The 16,237-nt window shown below is 60.5% G+C and carries 10 protein-coding genes and 1 pseudogene; 5 read left to right on the top strand and 6 right to left on the bottom strand.

Annotated features, from left to right (window positions below; genetic code table 11):
• Positions 1-2: 2 nt before the first annotated feature.
• The 5 genes from HB376_RS04365 to HB376_RS04345 all read right to left on the bottom strand — a co-directional run bounded on the left by HB376_RS04365 (position 3) and on the right by HB376_RS04345 (position 7,315).
• The gene (locus HB376_RS04365; RefSeq protein WP_213762304.1) at positions 3-242 is read right to left on the bottom strand and encodes a hypothetical protein; all 240 of its coding nucleotides are present in this window, start codon (positions 240-242) and stop codon (positions 3-5) included.
• 120 nt (positions 243-362) lie between these two features.
• Positions 363-1,925: an efflux transporter outer membrane subunit gene (locus HB376_RS04360; protein ID WP_213762187.1), complete on the bottom strand. Its 1,563-nt coding sequence runs from the start codon at positions 1,923-1,925 to the stop codon at positions 363-365.
• 11 nt (positions 1,926-1,936) lie between these two features.
• A complete protein-coding gene (locus HB376_RS04355; protein WP_213762186.1) occupies positions 1,937-5,131 on the bottom strand; it encodes an efflux RND transporter permease subunit in 3,195 nt (1,064 codons plus the stop codon).
• 127 nt (positions 5,132-5,258) lie between these two features.
• Complete coding sequence (locus HB376_RS04350) at positions 5,259-6,449, bottom strand: efflux RND transporter periplasmic adaptor subunit (protein ID WP_213762185.1); 1,191 nt, start codon at positions 6,447-6,449, stop codon at positions 5,259-5,261.
• A 38-nt stretch (positions 6,450-6,487) separates the two neighbouring features.
• The gene (locus HB376_RS04345) at positions 6,488-7,315 is read right to left on the bottom strand and encodes an alpha/beta hydrolase fold domain-containing protein (protein ID WP_213762291.1); all 828 of its coding nucleotides are present in this window, start codon (positions 7,313-7,315) and stop codon (positions 6,488-6,490) included.
• 197 nt (positions 7,316-7,512) lie between these two features.
• Here HB376_RS04345 and HB376_RS04340 point away from each other — a divergent pair.
• The 3 genes and pseudogenes from HB376_RS04340 to HB376_RS04330 all read left to right on the top strand — a co-directional run.
• Positions 7,513-8,421, top strand: a pseudogene (locus HB376_RS04340) (LysR family transcriptional regulator); the annotation flags it as partial.
• Between the two features lie 1,654 nt (positions 8,422-10,075).
• Positions 10,076-10,429 (top strand): DUF4148 domain-containing protein, encoded by a 354-nt coding sequence (locus HB376_RS04335; RefSeq protein WP_213762183.1) that lies wholly within the window; start codon positions 10,076-10,078, stop codon positions 10,427-10,429.
• A 15-nt stretch (positions 10,430-10,444) separates the two neighbouring features.
• Positions 10,445-10,582, top strand: coding sequence for a hypothetical protein (locus HB376_RS04330; RefSeq protein ID WP_213762182.1), 138 nt, complete (start codon positions 10,445-10,447; stop codon positions 10,580-10,582).
• Between the two features lie 153 nt (positions 10,583-10,735).
• On the opposite strand, the gene HB376_RS04325 is transcribed toward HB376_RS04330, so the two are convergent.
• Complete coding sequence (locus tag HB376_RS04325) at positions 10,736-13,291, bottom strand: adenosylcobalamin-dependent ribonucleoside-diphosphate reductase (RefSeq protein WP_213762181.1); 2,556 nt, start codon at positions 13,289-13,291, stop codon at positions 10,736-10,738.
• Positions 13,292-13,524: 233 nt separating this feature from the next.
• Here HB376_RS04325 and HB376_RS04320 point away from each other — a divergent pair, with 233 nt between their 5' ends.
• Together HB376_RS04320 and HB376_RS04315 are read left to right on the top strand one after the other, a co-directional pair.
• Complete coding sequence (locus HB376_RS04320) at positions 13,525-14,808, top strand: nitrate/nitrite transporter (protein WP_213762180.1); 1,284 nt, start codon at positions 13,525-13,527, stop codon at positions 14,806-14,808.
• A 16-nt stretch (positions 14,809-14,824) separates the two neighbouring features.
• On the top strand, positions 14,825-16,222 hold the full coding sequence (locus HB376_RS04315) for a NarK family nitrate/nitrite MFS transporter (RefSeq protein WP_213762179.1): 1,398 nt from the start codon (positions 14,825-14,827) through the stop codon (positions 16,220-16,222).
• The last annotated feature ends 15 nt before the right edge of the window (positions 16,223-16,237 follow it).

Below are 16,237 nucleotides of genomic sequence, written 5' to 3'. Positions count from 1 at the left end.
TGTTAGCAGTGACAGGTCTTCTCATGCAGGGCATGGACCTGCGGCGCGCGGACATTGCTACGATCGGCTTGATCGTGGCGACGCCTGAATACCGCTTGAAACATGTATTGCGAACCCTTCATGACCACGACGAACGTCACTTGCATCAGGTTGAAATCGAGCGTCACCATCAGGCGCATCAAGACCAACAACGGTAGAACGACGGCGGGTCGGTAGAGTTGTCGTTCGATTAAAGCTTTCATGACGGCTCCCGTATCCATGTTGTAATTCTACGGATCGGGAGCCTCCGGATAAACCCGCTGTAATCGAAGACACTTGTCGCGCGGGTTGAACAATCGCGCTTCCAGTGCAGCGTTTAATGCCTAGCGCGACGCGACGCTTGCATCTGCGGCGGGCGTAACAGGTGTAGCAGGTGCGGCAGGCGAGACAGGCGCAGCCGGCAACTCGCCCCAACCACCGCCCAGTGCGCGGATCAGGTTCACCGTCGACGTAGCCTGCACACCCGCCAGTTGCACCGCCGCGCGCTGCGACTGCAGCACGGTACGTTCGGCATCGATCACGTCAAGATAAGTGACCGCGCCCTCGGTGTACTGCGAGCGGGAGAGCTGCGCTGCCCGGTTCGACGCGCTTACCGCTTCTGCTTGCGTGCGTGTCTGATCCTGCAGGATGCGCAGCTCGGAGAGGTTGTCCTCCACCTCCTGGAACGCCACCAGCACCTGCTGCCGATAGTTCGCGACATCCTCTTCGTAGATCGCGCGTGCGTTCGCGAGATTGCCCTTGCGACGTCCGCCGTCGAAGATCGGCAACGACAACGCCGTGCCCGCAAACGGTCCGAGCAGGAACGTACGGCTCGACCAGTTGAAGAGATCGCCAAGCGTAGCCGATTCAAATCCACCCGAGCCCGTTATGTTGAGCGAGGGGAAAAACGCCGACTTCGCCACGCCGATACGCGAGTTCGCCGCCGCCATTGCACGTTCCGCCGCCGCGATGTCCGGCCGGCGTTCGAGCAACGAAGAAGGCAGGCCCGGCGGAATCTTGATATCGACGGGATTCAGCGGGTTGGCCGCCATCGAGAACTGCGAGGCCGACTTACCCAGCAGCACCGCGAGGCTGTGCTCGGACGCGGCGCGCAAGCGCTGGACCGTCATGGCGTCGGACTTGGCTGTGGCAAGTTCCGACCTGGCCTGCGCCACGTCGAGCTCGCTGATCTCGCCTTCGTTAAAGCGATTCTGCACGAGCTTCAATGCTTGCTCGCGCAGGGTGACGGTACGCGTAAAGACATCGCTTTCCGAATCGAGCTCGCGCAGGTTGAAGTAGTTCTGTGCCACGTCTGCCTGCAACGCAAGTTGCACGGACCGGAACAGCGCTTCGCTTTGCTCGGTGTCGGCGTTGGCGGCCCTCACCGAGTCCGACACGCGACCGAACAGATCCACTTCATACGACGCACTCCCCTCCGCGCGCCACAAAGTCTGTGCCGGTACGTTCGCGTTGGCCGGAAGGAACTGCGAGGACGGCGAGACCTTCTCGCGCGTCGGACCAAAGCCTGCATCCAGAGTCGGGAACAAGCCTGCCCGCGCGGTCTGGTTGATCGCGCGCGATTCCTTCACCCGCGCGGCCGCTGCCTTCAGGTTCTGGTTCGCCTCAAGCGCCTGATGTTCCAGATCGTTGAGCGTGGGGTCGTTGAAGACCGTCCACCATTCACCGCGCAGCACCTGTTCCGATGGTTGCGCGGTCTTCCACGTGCCCTGTTCTGAAGGGGCCAACGCCGTTTGCTGCGTTGTTTCCTGCGGTGTTTCCTTGAAGGCTGCCGGCGCGTTCACGTCGGGCTTCGTGTAGGTCGGCGCAAGCGAGCAGCCCGCGACGACCAGCAAGAGCCCAAGTAACGCCGACAATCCCAGCCATCGCTTTGTATTCAACGTTTTCATTTCAATCTCTCTCATGCTTCGAGCGAAGCATTGACACCGCGCATGTGCGGATTGTGGCCATGCTTGTCGACGAGATGTTCGCCGCCAGCCAGCTTTCTCAACAGCACATAAAACACCGGCGTGAGCATCAGGCCGAACAGCGTCACGCCGAGCATGCCGAAGAACACCGCCACGCCCATTGCATGGCGCATTTCCGAACCCGCGCCCGACGACAATACGAGTGGCACCACGCCCATGATGAAAGCGATCGACGTCATCAAGATCGGCCGCAAGCGCAGACGGCTGGCTTCAATAGCCGCCTCCACGATCGAACGTCCCTGCATTTCCAGCTCTCGCGCAAATTCCACGATCAGGATGGCGTTCTTCGCCGACAAGCCCACCAGCACCATCAAGCCGATCTGCGTGAAGATGTTGTTGTCACCCTTCGTGAGCCACACGCCGACCAGCGCCGAGAGAATGCTCATGGGCACGATCAGGATCACGGCGAGCGGCAGCGTCAGGCTTTCGTAGAGGGCAGCCAGCACGAGGAACACGAGCAGTACGCTGATCGGGAACACCCACATGGCTGCATTGCCCGCAAGAATCTGCTGATACGTCAGGTCGGTCCATTCGAACTTGATGCCGCGCGGCAGCGTTTCAGCCGCAATGCGTTCGACCGCAGCTTGCGCCTGGCCCGACGAATAACCCGGAGCAGGACCACCGTTGATGTCGGCAGCGGTATAGCCGTTGTAGCGCACCACCATCTCGGGACCATAGGTCGGCGTCACCTTCACGAGCGACGACAGCGGCACCATCTCGCCATTCGCGTTACGCGTCTTGAGCAGCCCGATGTCCTCGGAACTCGACCGGAACGGCGCATCCGCCTGCACCCGGACCTGGTAGACACGGCCGAAGCGGTTGAAGTCGTTCACATACAGCGAACCCAGGTACACCTGCATCGTGCTGAATACATCGGTCACGGATACACCGAGTTGCTTCGCTTTCACCCGGTCCAGATCCACGTTCAGTTGCGGCACGTTGATCTGATAGCTGGAGAACGTCGGGCCCAGTTCAGGCGCCTCCGATGCACGCTTCATGAACGCCTGCGTAGCGTCGTTCAGTGCGGCGTAGCCCAGCGCGCCACGGTCTTCCAGTTGCAGCTTGAAGCCGCCCAGCGTCCCCAGGCCAAGCACTGGCGGCGGCGGGAACACAGCAATGAACGAGCCCTTGATCGCCGCATATTTCTGATTCAACGAACCCGCAATGGCGCCCGCCGACAGTGCTGCACCCTTGCGCTCGCTAAACGGCTTGAGCGTCACGAACACAATGCCGGCGCTCGATGAATTCGTGAAGCCATTCACCGACAAGCCCGGAAACTCCACCGCGCTCTGTACGCCCGGCGTTTGCTTCGCGATATCCGTCATTTGGCGAATCACGGCCTCGGTACGATCGAGCGACGCGCCGTTAGGCAATTGCGCAAAGCTGATCAGATACTCCTTGTCCTGCGCCGGCACGAAACCGCCGGGCACGACTCGGCTCATCAGCACAGCGCCGCACAGCAGCACGACATACACGCCCATCATCAGCGCCTTGCGGTTGATGACACCCGTTACGCCCTTGCCGTAATTCTCCGAACCACGCTTGAAGACCTTGTTGAACTGGCGGAAGAAACCACCGAACACACGATCCATGCCGCGGGTAAGCCAGTCCTTCGGTTCGTCATGGCCCTTCAGCAACAGGGCTGCCAACGCCGGCGACAACGTCAGCGAGTTGAACGCCGAGATCACCGTGGAGATGGCGATGGTCATTGCGAACTGCTTGTAGAACTGACCCGTCAGGCCGGACATGAATGCGAGCGGCACGAACACGGCGGTCAGCGTCAACGCGATGGCGATAATCGGCCCGCTCACTTCGCGCATGGCCTGATAGGTGGCCTCTCGCGCCGATAACCCCGCCTCGATATTCCGTTCAACGTTCTCCACCACCACGATCGCATCATCCACCACGATCCCGATTGCCAGCACCATCCCGAACAATGACAACGCGTTGATCGAGAAGCCGAACGCCAGCAGCAGCGAGAACGTACCGATGATCGACACCGGCACCGCCAGCAACGGAATGATCGACGCGCGCCAGGTTTGCAGGAACACGATCACCACCAGCACGACCAGCGCGATGGCTTCGATCAGCGTATGAATCACCGCTTCAATACTGGAGCGCACGAACTGCGTCGGGTCATAGACGATCTGGTATTCAACACCCGCCGGCATGTCCGCCTGCAGTTCCTTCATCGTCTGGCGGACCTGGTCGGAGATTTGCAGCGAGTTCGCGCCCGGCTGCTGGTTGATCGCCATCGCGACCGCGGTCTTGTTGTCGAGCAGTGAGCGCAACCCATATTCCGATGCTGCCAGTTCCACGCGCGCCACATCGCCCAGATGCGTGACCGCGCCGTCAGGCGACGTCTTGAGCACGATGTCCCTGAACTCCGCTTCGGTCTGCAAGCGGCCTTGCGCATTCACGTTCAGTTGCAGCGGTACGTTCGATGAAGTCGGCGATGCACCGATCACGCCGGCTGCCACCTGCACGTTCTGCTCGCGGATCGCGTTGACTATGTCAGTTGCCGTCATGCCGCGTTGCGCGACCTTTTGCGGATCGAGCCAGATACGCATGGAGTAATCGCCTGAACCCCACAGCTGGACTTCGCCCACGCCCTGGATTCGCTCAAGCCGGTCCTTCACGTTGATCAGCGCGTAGTTGCGCAGATACGTCATGTCGTAGCGGTTATTCGGCGAGTTCAGGTGAACCACCATGGTGAGCGTCGGCGACGACTTGATGGTCGTCACGCCGAGCCGCGTCACGTCTTCCGGCAAACGCGGCAGCGCTTGTGACACGCGGTTCTGCACCAGTTCCTGCGCCTTGTCCGGGTCGGTGCCGAGCTTGAACGTCACCGTGATGGTCAGGTTGCCGTCGCTGTTGGCTTGCGACTGCATGTACAGCATGTCTTCCACGCCGTTGATCTGCTCTTCCAATGGCGACGCCACCGTTTCGGCGATCACCTTCGGATTCGCGCCCGGATACTGCGCATGGACGACCACGGACGGCGGCACGACTTCCGGATATTCGGAGATCGGCAGCTTGAACATGGCAATGATGCCCGCCAGCAGCAGGAGCACCGACAGCACACCCGCGAAGATCGGGCGGTCGATGAAAAACTTGGAAATGTTCATGACGTTTTCTTTATCTGCATGAGAGGCTGCGCGCGCGTAGCCGCCGGCCGGTCGATCCCGTCAGGAACAAACCCGCCACGTACTACACACACGAGGAGCCGCTGTTAAGCGTCTTATGAAGCGCGTCTTATGAAGCGTCTTTAGCCGGCGACGCACTCGCCATTGCTACGGAATTGGCCTTCACGACATCGTTCGGGCGCACGCGCTGCAGGCCGTTCACCACGATGCGTTCGCCCGGCTGCAAGCCCTTCGCGATCACGCGCAGGCCGTCGCTCAACGTGCCGAGCGTGACTTCGCGGTACTGCACGCGGTTGTCCGAATCGACCACCATCACGAACTTCTTGTCCTGGTCGGTCCCGATGGCGGCATCGTCGATCAGCACGGCCGGATGCGGCGTGCCTCCGCCTACCTTGATGCGTGCATAAAGGCCCGGCACAAGCGTGCCGTCGGCGTTATCGAAACGTGCCCGCACGCGGATCGTGCCTGAGCCCGTATCGAGCTGGTTATCGACGGATGCAACCTTGCCTTCGCGCGAGAAACCTTCTTCATTCGCGAGGCCGAGCGAGACCGGCACGCTTGCACGCGAGTCGCGGCTCAGATACCGCAGGTAGGTTTGTTCATCGACGTCGAACGAGGCGTAGATGGGCGACACCGACACCAGCGTGGTCAGCAGCGGCGCGCTGGAACCCGTCGACACGATGTTGCCAACAGTCATTTCCGCACGCGACACCCGGCCCGACACCGGCGCCACGATCTGCGTGTACGTCAGGTTGATCTTCGCCGTCTCGAGCGCCGCTTGTGCAGCCTTCAGGTTCGCCGCGGCTTCGTGCGAAGCGTTCTGCTTCTCGTCGTAATCACGCTTGGCAATAGCGTTGTCCGCCAGCAAGCGCTCCGCACGCGCGGCATCGGTCGATGTATAACCGTTGCGAGCCTGGGCCGCCGCGAGTTGCGCCGCGGCTTGATCGACTTGCGCCACATACGGCCGCGGGTCGATGGTAAAGAGCGGATCGCCCTTCTTCACCAGTGCGCCATCGGCAAAATGCACCGCGACGATAGTCCCCGGCACGAGCGGACGGATCTCGACCTTGTCGATCGCTTCCAGGCGGCCCGAATAGTTCTGGTAGTCGGTGATGGTCTTCGAGACCACCGTGGCGACATCCACTTCCGTGGCGGGCGCCGACGGCTTGATGGCAGCTTCGGCACCGTTCACCGGCAGATCGCCGCGGCCGAAACCGTGCATGGCAGTGAATGTTCCGATGCCTGCGACGACCAGCGCGGCGCCTAGCGCGACGGTAAGACGTTTGCGAGTGATGGACATGCGTTGCTCCGATTAAGTCGTTGAGATTTATTAAATTTTTAGTGTGCCGCGAGCGGCGCAAGCGTCTGCGCGCGAAGCCGTTTCTTGAAGAACGCGATTACGTCGGCGAGTGCGGCCGGGTCCGCTGCAAGCGCGTTATGCGATGCATTGACGTGCCGCGTGACTTCCGTCGGTACGCCCGCGGCAATCAGTTCGCCGGCATATTTCTCTGCCTCGATATGCAGCAGGTCATGCTGCGCGCTTGCGATCAGCGCAGGCGGCAGACCGGCCAGGCGCCGCGATTCCAGCGGCGCTGCATACGGATGAAGCCGTTGTGAAGCGTTCGGCAGATACGCGCGATAACACTGCGCGCACTCCGTCATGCAGATGTCGGGCGAGCGCACCTTGTTCTCGTCGGCCATGCGCGTCATGCTTGGGTCGAGCAACGGTGCGAGCAGCGCTTGCGCCAGGATCACGATGTCACCCCGATCCCGCGCGATCGCCGCGAGACACGTGGCCAGGTTGCCGCCCGCGTCGTGCCCCGCGACCCCGATGCGGTTTGCATCTGCGCGCTGCGCACGAGCGTTCGCCACGGCCCATTGCGCCGCCCGGTAAGCATCCTCGGGGGCCGCGGGAAACGGGAAAGCCGGCGCCAGTGAGTAGCCCACCGAAATAACCCACGCGGCCGTATCGCGGGCAATGGTGCTGGCGGTAACGTCGGCGTCATCGAGCGTGCCGCGCACAAAGCCGCCGCCATGGAAATAAAGCACGACAGGCAGGACGGTACCGTCCGAGGCGGGGCGATAACTGCGCAAGGTTATGGGTTGCGCATGTCCCGCGATTCGAACATCCTCTATGCAGAGGCCCAGATCCAGCGTCGATACCATGGTTATTTTCAGCGCGTCCGCGCCATCCCACCCGAGTTGCGATGGAACGAATTCTGGGGGCAACGACATTTGAAATAAATGCCTATAATCCGGCAACACAATTCGGTCGCACCGAACAATCGCAATCGAAACTGCCCATTCCTGTCTGAGCGGCATCCTTATTCCGGACGCCGCAAAGCATTGACGGTGAGAGAAAAATGGACCGGCTACAAGCTATGCAGGTGTTTACAAGGGTTGTCGACACCAATAGTTTTTCACGCGCGGCGGACACGCTGGACATGCCGCGCGCCTCGGTGACAACGATCATTCAGAACCTCGAAGCGTTCCTCAACGTGCGTCTCCTGCAACGCACGACACGACGCCTGAACCTCACGCCGGACGGCGCCGCGTATTACGAGCGCTGCGTGCGGATCCTGGCGGACATAGAGGAAACGGAGAGTTCGTTCGCCAATACCGGCAAGGGTCCGCGCGGCAAATTGCGCGTCGATATGCCGGGGTCGATCGGGCGCATGATCGTCATGCCCCAGCTTTGTGAATTCCACGCGCGTTATCCGGACATCGAGTTGATGGTCGGTTTCGGCGACAAACCGGTCGACCTGATCCAGGAAGGTGTGGATTGCGTCATTCGCGTGGGAACGCTGCAGGATTCCAGTCTTGTGGCGCGGCGGATCGGCGTATTTCAGGGCCTGACCGCGGCGAGTCCGGATTATCTCGAGCTTCACGGCGTACCGCACACCATCGACGATTTACAGCAGCACACGGCCGTGAATTATTTCTCCAGCCGCACCGGCCGCGTGATGGATATGGATTTTGTCGTCGATGGAAAGTCGGTCGACGTGAAGATGCGCGGGAAGATTGCCGTGAATGATGCCGAGGCTTATATCGCGTGCGGCGTCAAAGGGGTTGGAATCGTTCAGATAGCGAGGTTCATGGCCCTTCCGCATTTGCGCTCCGGTGAACTGGTCGAGGTGCTGCCGCAGTGGAAACCGTTGCCCATGCCGATTTCAGTGGTTTATCCGCATAACCGGCATTTGTCGCCTAAGGTGCGGGTTTTTGTCGACTGGGCCGCGGAGTTGTTTGAACGGTGTCCGCTGCTTTCTGGGCAGGAGGATGCCGAGCAGCGTTGTCTGCCGACGGCTACGCCAGCGAAATCAATCGTCAAGCATGGGACGCCGGATGTTGCCGGCACCGCTGAGGTGGTGGTTTAGTTTAGTTTTGTTTTGTCTTGCTTACGGTCCTTGTTCGGGTTGGGTCCCTCGCTCTTTGACGCTGTTGCGAAATTGATTTTCATTCGCGCCGGTGGACGGGTTTGAGGGATGATGGGTTTGGAAGCGGCGGTCGGGGTCAGTGCTGAGTTGGTCGGTTCTGGGGTTAGCGGTCGGGGTTAGCGGTCGGGGTTAGCGGTCGGGGTTGATGCCGGGTTGTTGCTTTCGGCGTTAGTGGTCGGGGTCTATGCCGGGTTGCTGCTTTCGGCCTTAGTGGTCTGCGAGAGTCGGATTTTCTCTTTATCACTATTAGCCACTGTGCGTGGCGGCACGTCATTTCTTTGTCCAAAGCGACAAAGAAACGAAGCAAAGAAAACGCTTTCAAAACACGCTACCCTAAGTGTCCACAGCGTGCAGTTTTCATTCATAGGTGCCCCAAAAGCACGGTGCTCGCCAGAGCGGAGGATGTTTGAACCCCTCCTTCTCGCGAATCCTGACATGAACACGCTTCGCCCCGTACGCTCTCGGGCAAGCACCATTGCCAAGGAATCCGCACGGCATCACGCGTTCTGCCGGCCGTGTTTTTTGATGGGTTCGCGCCTGGTTCGTGCGGCCATATTCGTGGATCACAGCTTGATGTCTAGCAGCTCGATACGCGTTTAGTGCGTCAGTTTTTGGTGAGCTGACCGCGTGCTTACGCGGTTATTTTCGTCGGTTGCGGCCTTACATATTCTGGGGCTTTATTACTTGGCGGGTTGGCGGCGTGGTCCGTCGTGCGTACAAATTGGCGGGCGGTTATCCGCGGATAGCGCGGGGTGCCCCTTGGGCAGATTCAGTCACTGGTGGCGAAGCGTGTGGGTATCGGTGTTCGGAGAAGGAGGGGTTCACACATCCTCCGCTCTGGCGAGCACCGTGCTTTTGGGGCACCTATGAATAGAAACTGCACGCTGTGGACACTTAGGGTAGCGTGGTTGAAAAGCGCTTTCTTTGCTTCGTTTCTTTGTCGCTTTGGACAAAGAAATGACGTGCCGCCACGCACAGTGGCTAACAGTGATAAAGAGAAAATCCGACTCTCGCAGACCACTAAGGCCGAAAGCACCAACCCGGCATAGACTCCGACCACTAACCCCAGAACCGACCAACCCGGCATAGACCCCGCCCACTACCCCCACAACCGACCACCTCGGCATCACCCCCGACCACTAACCCCAAAAACAACCTAAACCCCACCCCGTCCACCGGCGCGAGCGACCCTCCCACCGGTATGGGCTTAAATCCCTTTCACTCATAGTGGTTCTGTCGCAAAAGCCCTTTCCATAAGGGCTCCTTCGATTATTCGCGCAGCGCGATTAATCTTTTCGCTTAACGATCATTTATCCGCAGCGCTCACTTGACTACATTTCATCCTGTCGCAGCGCGGCTCGTCGATTAGTCGATGTCATTCTCTTTCGTTGCTTAGGCTCATTGCCAGGATCGACGCCCGCTGCCCCGCTATCAGTCCGATAGCATCGACTCCGCTCGATGCTTATCGAATGAATCGACAGGAGCAGCACCCATGAAAACCGCTATCGCAACACTCTCGCTTTCCGCTATCTCAGCCATTGTCTCCACTACCGCATTCGCTGACGGCGGCATTGGGCACGCAGGCACTTATCAAACCGCAGTGACCAGCCAAAGCACCATGACACGCGCGCAAGTCCGCGCTGAGCTCGCAGCATCCTATGCAAACGGCACACTGCCCGCGCTGAACCGCAACACCTACCCTGAGCGCAGCATGGCGGGGATCGCCATTGCCGAGCAGCACGAACAACGTGCACGCGACGCAGCAGCCGCAGAACAACGCAACCGTTCTATCGTGGAGTTCGCGAACGGATCGGTGACACAAAGCGGCAACGCCAACGCCCAGTAAATAAAGGAGTCCATCATGAATGAATCAGTACCCCTTGAAGACTTCTCCGCGCTCGACGACTGGCTTCCGGCAGCCCCGCAATGGCGCCCATACAGGCCGCAAGCAACGAGCGAGCGTCAGGCAGCGGAATGGGCAGATTCCGCGGCAGGTTGAACGATTCAACGCTTGGCCAGCGCGGACTCATCAAGTCCGCGCTAGTGCAATCGCTGGCGGCAATCAACAGGTTGAATGTGAGCGTGCATTAATCCGGCTGAGTGCCTGATCGCGGGTGAAAGTGATCAGGCACTCATGCGGGGCATTCACGCTTTAGCCGCACGCGCCTATTTCGCCGCACGCTGTACAGAAGTCGCAACCGTCCTTGCGGATCATCGCGTTGGCACCGCAAGTGGGACACTTGCGGCCAGGAATCGGCAGTAGCGCATGCGGGTTGCCAGCGTCTGCGTCGTCCTCCACAACCGCGGTGATCTCGTCATCGCTGGATTCGGATGACGCCGATACAAGCCCCGCCTGCGCACTCTCATGCCGACGCTGCGCAAGCAAGCGCGACGGCACTTGACCGCCCTCGATATCGAGGAAACCTCGCCGATACAGGATCTGCTGGATCGCATACGCAAGCGCCGCGACTTCCGAATCGTGCCAGCGTGGTGCTTTGTGACCACCGGGACGCTCGACGTCACCCAGCCGCACCTGTCCACGATCCCACGATACCTTGCGCATATCCTGCAGATTGCGCGCGACAAAACCACCTCGCGCCGCCAGCGACAATGACCGCATCGTCGCCGTAATCCATTGCTGCGATTCGTCGCGTTGCCCCGTTGGTATGAAGAACTCGATGGGCCGCTCGATAGTGACATCTTCGCCACCCAGCCGCCCGGTAATCTCCATGAACGACACCGCTACGTAAAGCGACTTCTTGCCGGCTTGCGTGAGGTACTCCACCTTCTCGATGATCGCCGGCAACTCGCCGCGCGGACGATGATCGATGGCAATGCGCAACGGGTCCAGTTGAACCTCTGCGTCCGCCGCGTCCGATGGATCGGATGCAACGATCGCGGGTGTCTCCGGCGTCACCGACAACACCGCACCCAGCGTGTCGTTCGGCCGGTAGGTAGCCAGCCCCTTCAGGCCGCGGCGCCATGCGTCGAAGTAAAGGTCCTTGAACGCGTCGAACGGATAATCGGCCGGTACATTGACCGTCTTCGAAATGGAGGTATCGACGAAAGGCTGCACCGCCGCCATCATTTCCAGATGATCGTTCGCGGACATATCGAGTGCGCTCACGAAATACTCCGGCAACGCCTTCACGTCGCCGCCCAGTTCGCGATACAAGCGGTACGCATGATCCTCCACTGAAAATGATTGCCGGCTGCCATCGGCCATGCGCTTGGTACGCTGGTAAGTCCACGAGAACGCCGGCTCAATGCCGTTCGACGCATTGTCAGCGAACGCCAGGCTCACGGTGCCGGTCGGCGCAATGGAAAGCAGGTGGCTGTTGCGAATCCCGTCGCGATGAATCTCCGCCTTGATGTCATCGGGCAGGCGCGACGCGAAAGTACCTGTTTCAAGGTACTTTTTTGCATCGAAGAGCGGGAACGCGCCACGCTCGCGAGCCAACTCCACCGACGCGCGATACGCCTCGTCGCGCATGGTCTGCGCCACACGTATCGCAAAATCGCGGCCCTCCTGCGAGTTGTAGCGCACGCCGAGCATGACAAGCGTGTCGCCGAGCCCCGTAAAACCCACGCCTATGCGCCGCTTCGCCTGCGCTTCCCTGTCTTGCTCGGGTAGCGGCCAGAGCGTTACGTCGAGCACATCGTCGAGAAAACGAACCTGCGTGCGGGTGCTTTTCGCCAAGCCATCCCAGTCGAATACCGGCGTTCCTCCATGACGCTGCGCGAACGGTTCACGCACGAAACGCGTCAGGTTCAACGGCCCAAGATTGCAGCACCCGTAGGCCGGCAACGGCTGCTCGCCGCACGGATTGGTGGCGCGAATAGTCTCCACCGCTCGCAGGTTGTTGTCGTCGTTCATGCGCGATACGAAAACCACCCCCGGCTCGGCGACGTCATAGGTCGAGCGCATGATCGTGTCCCACACTTCCCGTGCCCGCACTTCGCGATAAACCCACAGACCGTCTTCACGCTGCCGCGCATCGGCCGATGCCTTGACCGACGGTGAAGGTTCGGCGCGATGCACGAGCTGCCACGGGGTATCGTCAGCAACGGCTTGCATGAACTCGTCGGTCACCGCGACCGATACGTTGAAGTTATTCCAGCGCCCCTTCACATGCTTTGCCGCGATAAATTCAAGCAGGTCAGGATGTGAGCAATCCAGAATGCCCATCTGGGCGCCGCGCCGCGACCCGGCGCTTTCAACGGTCCTGCATGACGCGTCGAAAACATCCATGTAACTGCACGGCCCCGATGCCGACGATCCCGTGGAATGCACGCGTGCACCCTTCGGACGGATCGCGGAAAAGTTGTAACCCACGCCGCCGCCGCGCCGCATGGTTTCGGCTGCCTGCAGCAAGGCAACGTAGATGCCCGGCAAACCGTCCTCGTCCACGCCCTGGATGGCGTCGCCCACCGGCTGCACGAAGCAGTTGATGAGCGTTGCCTGGATACCCGTGCCGGCCGCGCTCATGATGCGGCCCGCGCCCAGTGCACCACGCTGGAAATTCTCGAAGAATTCGATCTCGACCTGCTTTCGCAGCGCCTCGGGCTCAGCCATTGCCACGCCTCGCGCAACCCGGCGATAAATATCGTCAATGCCCGCTTCATCTCCCTTCGCATACTTTTCCAGCATGACGTCGATGGAAAACTGCTGCGGTGAAACGGTGATCTTCAAGTCGTCTTCAGCCATGTTCTGTCCTCATGTCCAGCGGTTTGCTGCGTTGCATCGGAGTGGCGGAGCATGCCTCGCCGGCCGCGCTGGCCGAGCGTATCCCCTTCCAAATTACACCTTTCGGACTAGTCCCGCCGGAGGAGCGACATGGAGTCGCGTCCTCCCATCGGCGAATGGGCGGCACGTCGCGCAGTTCCTAATCTTGCAGTGATTTCCCAACTCAACGCAAATTTAATCGACAGGCAAGCAATATGACTGCCGTACGCAAGTCCCAAGCCACCCACGATGACGCAACCGCCGATCCGCGCGCCTGGCGCGTGCTGTGGTCGAGCACCTTCGCTTTCACCATCTGCTTCGCGATCTGGATGATGTTCGCGATTCTAGGCATTCCGCTGAAGACCCAGCTGGGTCTCTCCGATACCGAATTCGGCCTGATTGCCGCGACGCCAGTGCTCTCGGGCTCGCTGGCGCGCGTCCCGCTCGGCATCTGCACCGACCGCTTCGGCGGACGCATCGTCTTTTTCCTGACGATGCTCGCGACAGTCATACCCATCTGGATGCTTACCTACGCTACGCAGTTCTGGCAATTCATCGCGCTCGGACTGCTGGTCGGTCTCGCCGGCGCCAGTTTCTCGGTCGGTACGCCCTATGTGGCGCGCTGGTTCCCGAAGGAACGCCAGGGCCTCGCGATGGGCATCTTCGGCGCCGGCAATTCGGGGGCTGCGCTCACCAAATTCGTTGCACCCGTGCTGATCGTGACAGCCGGCACGTGGATGATCGTGCCTAAGGTGTATGCCATCGCCATGCTCGTTACCGCCATTCTCTTCTGGATGACATCGGCGACGAATCCCGCCCATCGCATTGCCAATCCGCCGAGCTTCGCCAGCCAGTTGCGCGTGATGAAAGACCGTCGCGCATGGCGTTACTCGCAGTACTACTCGGTCGTGTTCGGCGGTTACGTTGGGCTGGCGCTGTGGCTGCCGCATTACTACGTCAATCATTATGGATTCCATATTGAACAAGCGGCTTTGCTCGCTGCATGCTTCTCGCTGCCGGGCGGCGTCCTTCGTGCTGCTGGCGGATGGCTGTCCGACCGCTACGGCGCGAAGAAAACAACGTGGGTCGTGATGTGGACCGTGCTTACGTGCTTCTTTTTGCTCAGCTATCCGGACGCGGGCTTCATCGTGCAATCGACCCATGGTCCGCTCGCGTTTCACATCGCGCTCTCGCCCACCGTGTTCACGGTCCTGATTTTCACGGTAGGGATTGCAATGGCGATTGGTAAGGCATCCGTATTCAAGTTCGTCTCCGATGAATATACCGGCAACATCGGCGCGGTCTCCGGCGTAGTCGGTCTCGCCGGCGGCCTGGCCGGCTTCGCGCTACCCATTCTGTTCGGGTTGCTCGCCGACCTGACGGGCGTGAGCAGCACCTGTTTCATGCTGCTTTTCGGCGCTACCGCCGTCAGCCTCATCTGGATGACCTTCTCTTTCCGCTCGCATGGCGATGCTGTCCTGCCGCGCGCCCCTGTCTAATCCAACCCATAAAAACATGTCCGACTATCTTCTCAAGAACTGGGAGCCGGAAGATCCGGCGTTCTGGAAAACACGCGGCTCGGCCATTGCCAACCGCAACCTGTGGATCTCCATCCCGGCACTGATGCTTGCCTTCGCCGTGTGGTCGCTATGGAGCGTCGTTGTCGTCAACCTGGATAAAGGCGGCTTCCACTTCACGAAGAACGAACTGTTCTGGCTGACGGCGTTACCCGCCCTGTCCGGCGCGACGCTGCGCATTTTCTATTCGTTTCTCGTGCCCATCTTCGGCGGCCGGCGCTTCACCGCCGTCTCTACGGCCACGCTGCTGATTCCCGCGCTCGGCATGGGGTTCGCCTTGCGCGATCCGTCGACCAGCTATACCACCCTGCTCGTGCTCGCTTTGCTGTGCGGCTTTGGTGGCGCGAACTTCAGTTCTTCAATGTCGAATATCAGTTTCTTCTTTCCCAAGGCACGCAAAGGACTGGCGACGGGATTGAACGCCGGCATCGGCAATCTGGGGGTATCGCTGGTGCAGTTCGTCACGCCGCTCGTGATCGCCACGGCCGCCTTCGCTTCGCTCGCAGGGGATGGTCAGACGTTCCTCGCGAACGGGGTCGAACGAGGTATCTGGCTGCAGAACGCGGGCTTTATCTGGGTACCGTTCATCGTGGTGGCGTCGCTGGCGGCATGGTTCGGGATGAACGATATCGCCGATGCAAAGGCCTCCTTCGCCGAGCAAGCCGTGATCTTCACGCGCAAGCACAACTGGCTGATGTGCTGGCTTTATATCGGCACGTTCGGCTCGTTCATCGGTTTCTCCGCAGGCTTTGCACTGCTGACCAAGAGCCAGTTCCCGTCGATCAACCCCACTGCTTATGCGTTCCTCGGCCCGCTCGCGGGCGCCTTGGCGCGTCCGGTAGGCGGCTGGATCTCCGACCATCTGGGCGGCGCACGCGTGACGCTCTGGACCTTCCTCGGCATGATCGTGGCCGTGTTCGGCGTGATCTCGTTCATGCCCGCCACGGGCGTATCAGGTAACTACGCAGGCAACTTCGCGGGCTTCCTCGCCATGTTCATCGTGCTGTTCATGCTGACCGGCATTGGCAACGGTTCGACCTTCCGCATGATCCCGGTGATCTTCATGACCGAGCACCAGCGCCGCGCCAAGGGGCTGGATGCCGCAGCTCAACGCCAGGCCATGCACGACGCCGGCAAGGAGTCCGCGGCCGTGCTCGGTTTCTCCGCTGCTATTGGCGCGTACGGCGGCTTCTTCATTCCAAAGACCTTCGGCACCGCACTCGACATGACCGGTTCCGCCATACCCGCGCTGTACGTATTCATCGCGTTCTACGTGACGTGCGTCGCCATCACGTGGTTCTGCTACGCACGCCGCAACGCGAGCATGCCTTGCTGACGCGCCCTCTTCGAC

The organism is Caballeronia sp. dw_19 (assembly GCF_018449515.1).
Taxonomy (GTDB): Bacteria; Pseudomonadota; Gammaproteobacteria; order Burkholderiales; family Burkholderiaceae; genus Caballeronia.
This window is presented reverse-complemented; position numbering and strand designations above follow the sequence as displayed.

What these genes read in the sequence shown, in the direction of transcription:
- HB376_RS04335 (WP_213762183.1), top strand. Translation starts at nt 10,076, where the DNA reads ATGAAAACCGCTATCGCAACACTCTCGCTTTCCGCTATCTCAGCCATT.
- HB376_RS04350 (WP_213762185.1), bottom strand. Translation starts at nt 6,449, where the DNA reads ATGTCCATCACTCGCAAACGTCTTACCGTCGCGCTAGGCGCCGCGCTG.
- HB376_RS04355 (WP_213762186.1), bottom strand. Translation starts at nt 5,131, where the DNA reads ATGAACATTTCCAAGTTTTTCATCGACCGCCCGATCTTCGCGGGTGTG.
- HB376_RS04360 (WP_213762187.1), bottom strand. Translation starts at nt 1,925, where the DNA reads ATGAAAACGTTGAATACAAAGCGATGGCTGGGATTGTCGGCGTTACTT.
- HB376_RS04345 (WP_213762291.1), bottom strand. Translation starts at nt 7,315, where the DNA reads ATGGTATCGACGCTGGATCTGGGCCTCTGCATAGAGGATGTTCGAATC.
- HB376_RS04320 (WP_213762180.1), top strand. Translation starts at nt 13,525, where the DNA reads ATGACTGCCGTACGCAAGTCCCAAGCCACCCACGATGACGCAACCGCC.
- HB376_RS04365 (WP_213762304.1), bottom strand. Translation starts at nt 242, where the DNA reads ATGAAAGCTTTAATCGAACGACAACTCTACCGACCCGCCGTCGTTCTA.
- HB376_RS04325 (WP_213762181.1), bottom strand. Translation starts at nt 13,291, where the DNA reads ATGGCTGAAGACGACTTGAAGATCACCGTTTCACCGCAGCAGTTTTCC.
- HB376_RS04315 (WP_213762179.1), top strand. Translation starts at nt 14,825, where the DNA reads ATGTCCGACTATCTTCTCAAGAACTGGGAGCCGGAAGATCCGGCGTTC.
- HB376_RS04330 (WP_213762182.1), top strand. Translation starts at nt 10,445, where the DNA reads ATGAATGAATCAGTACCCCTTGAAGACTTCTCCGCGCTCGACGACTGG.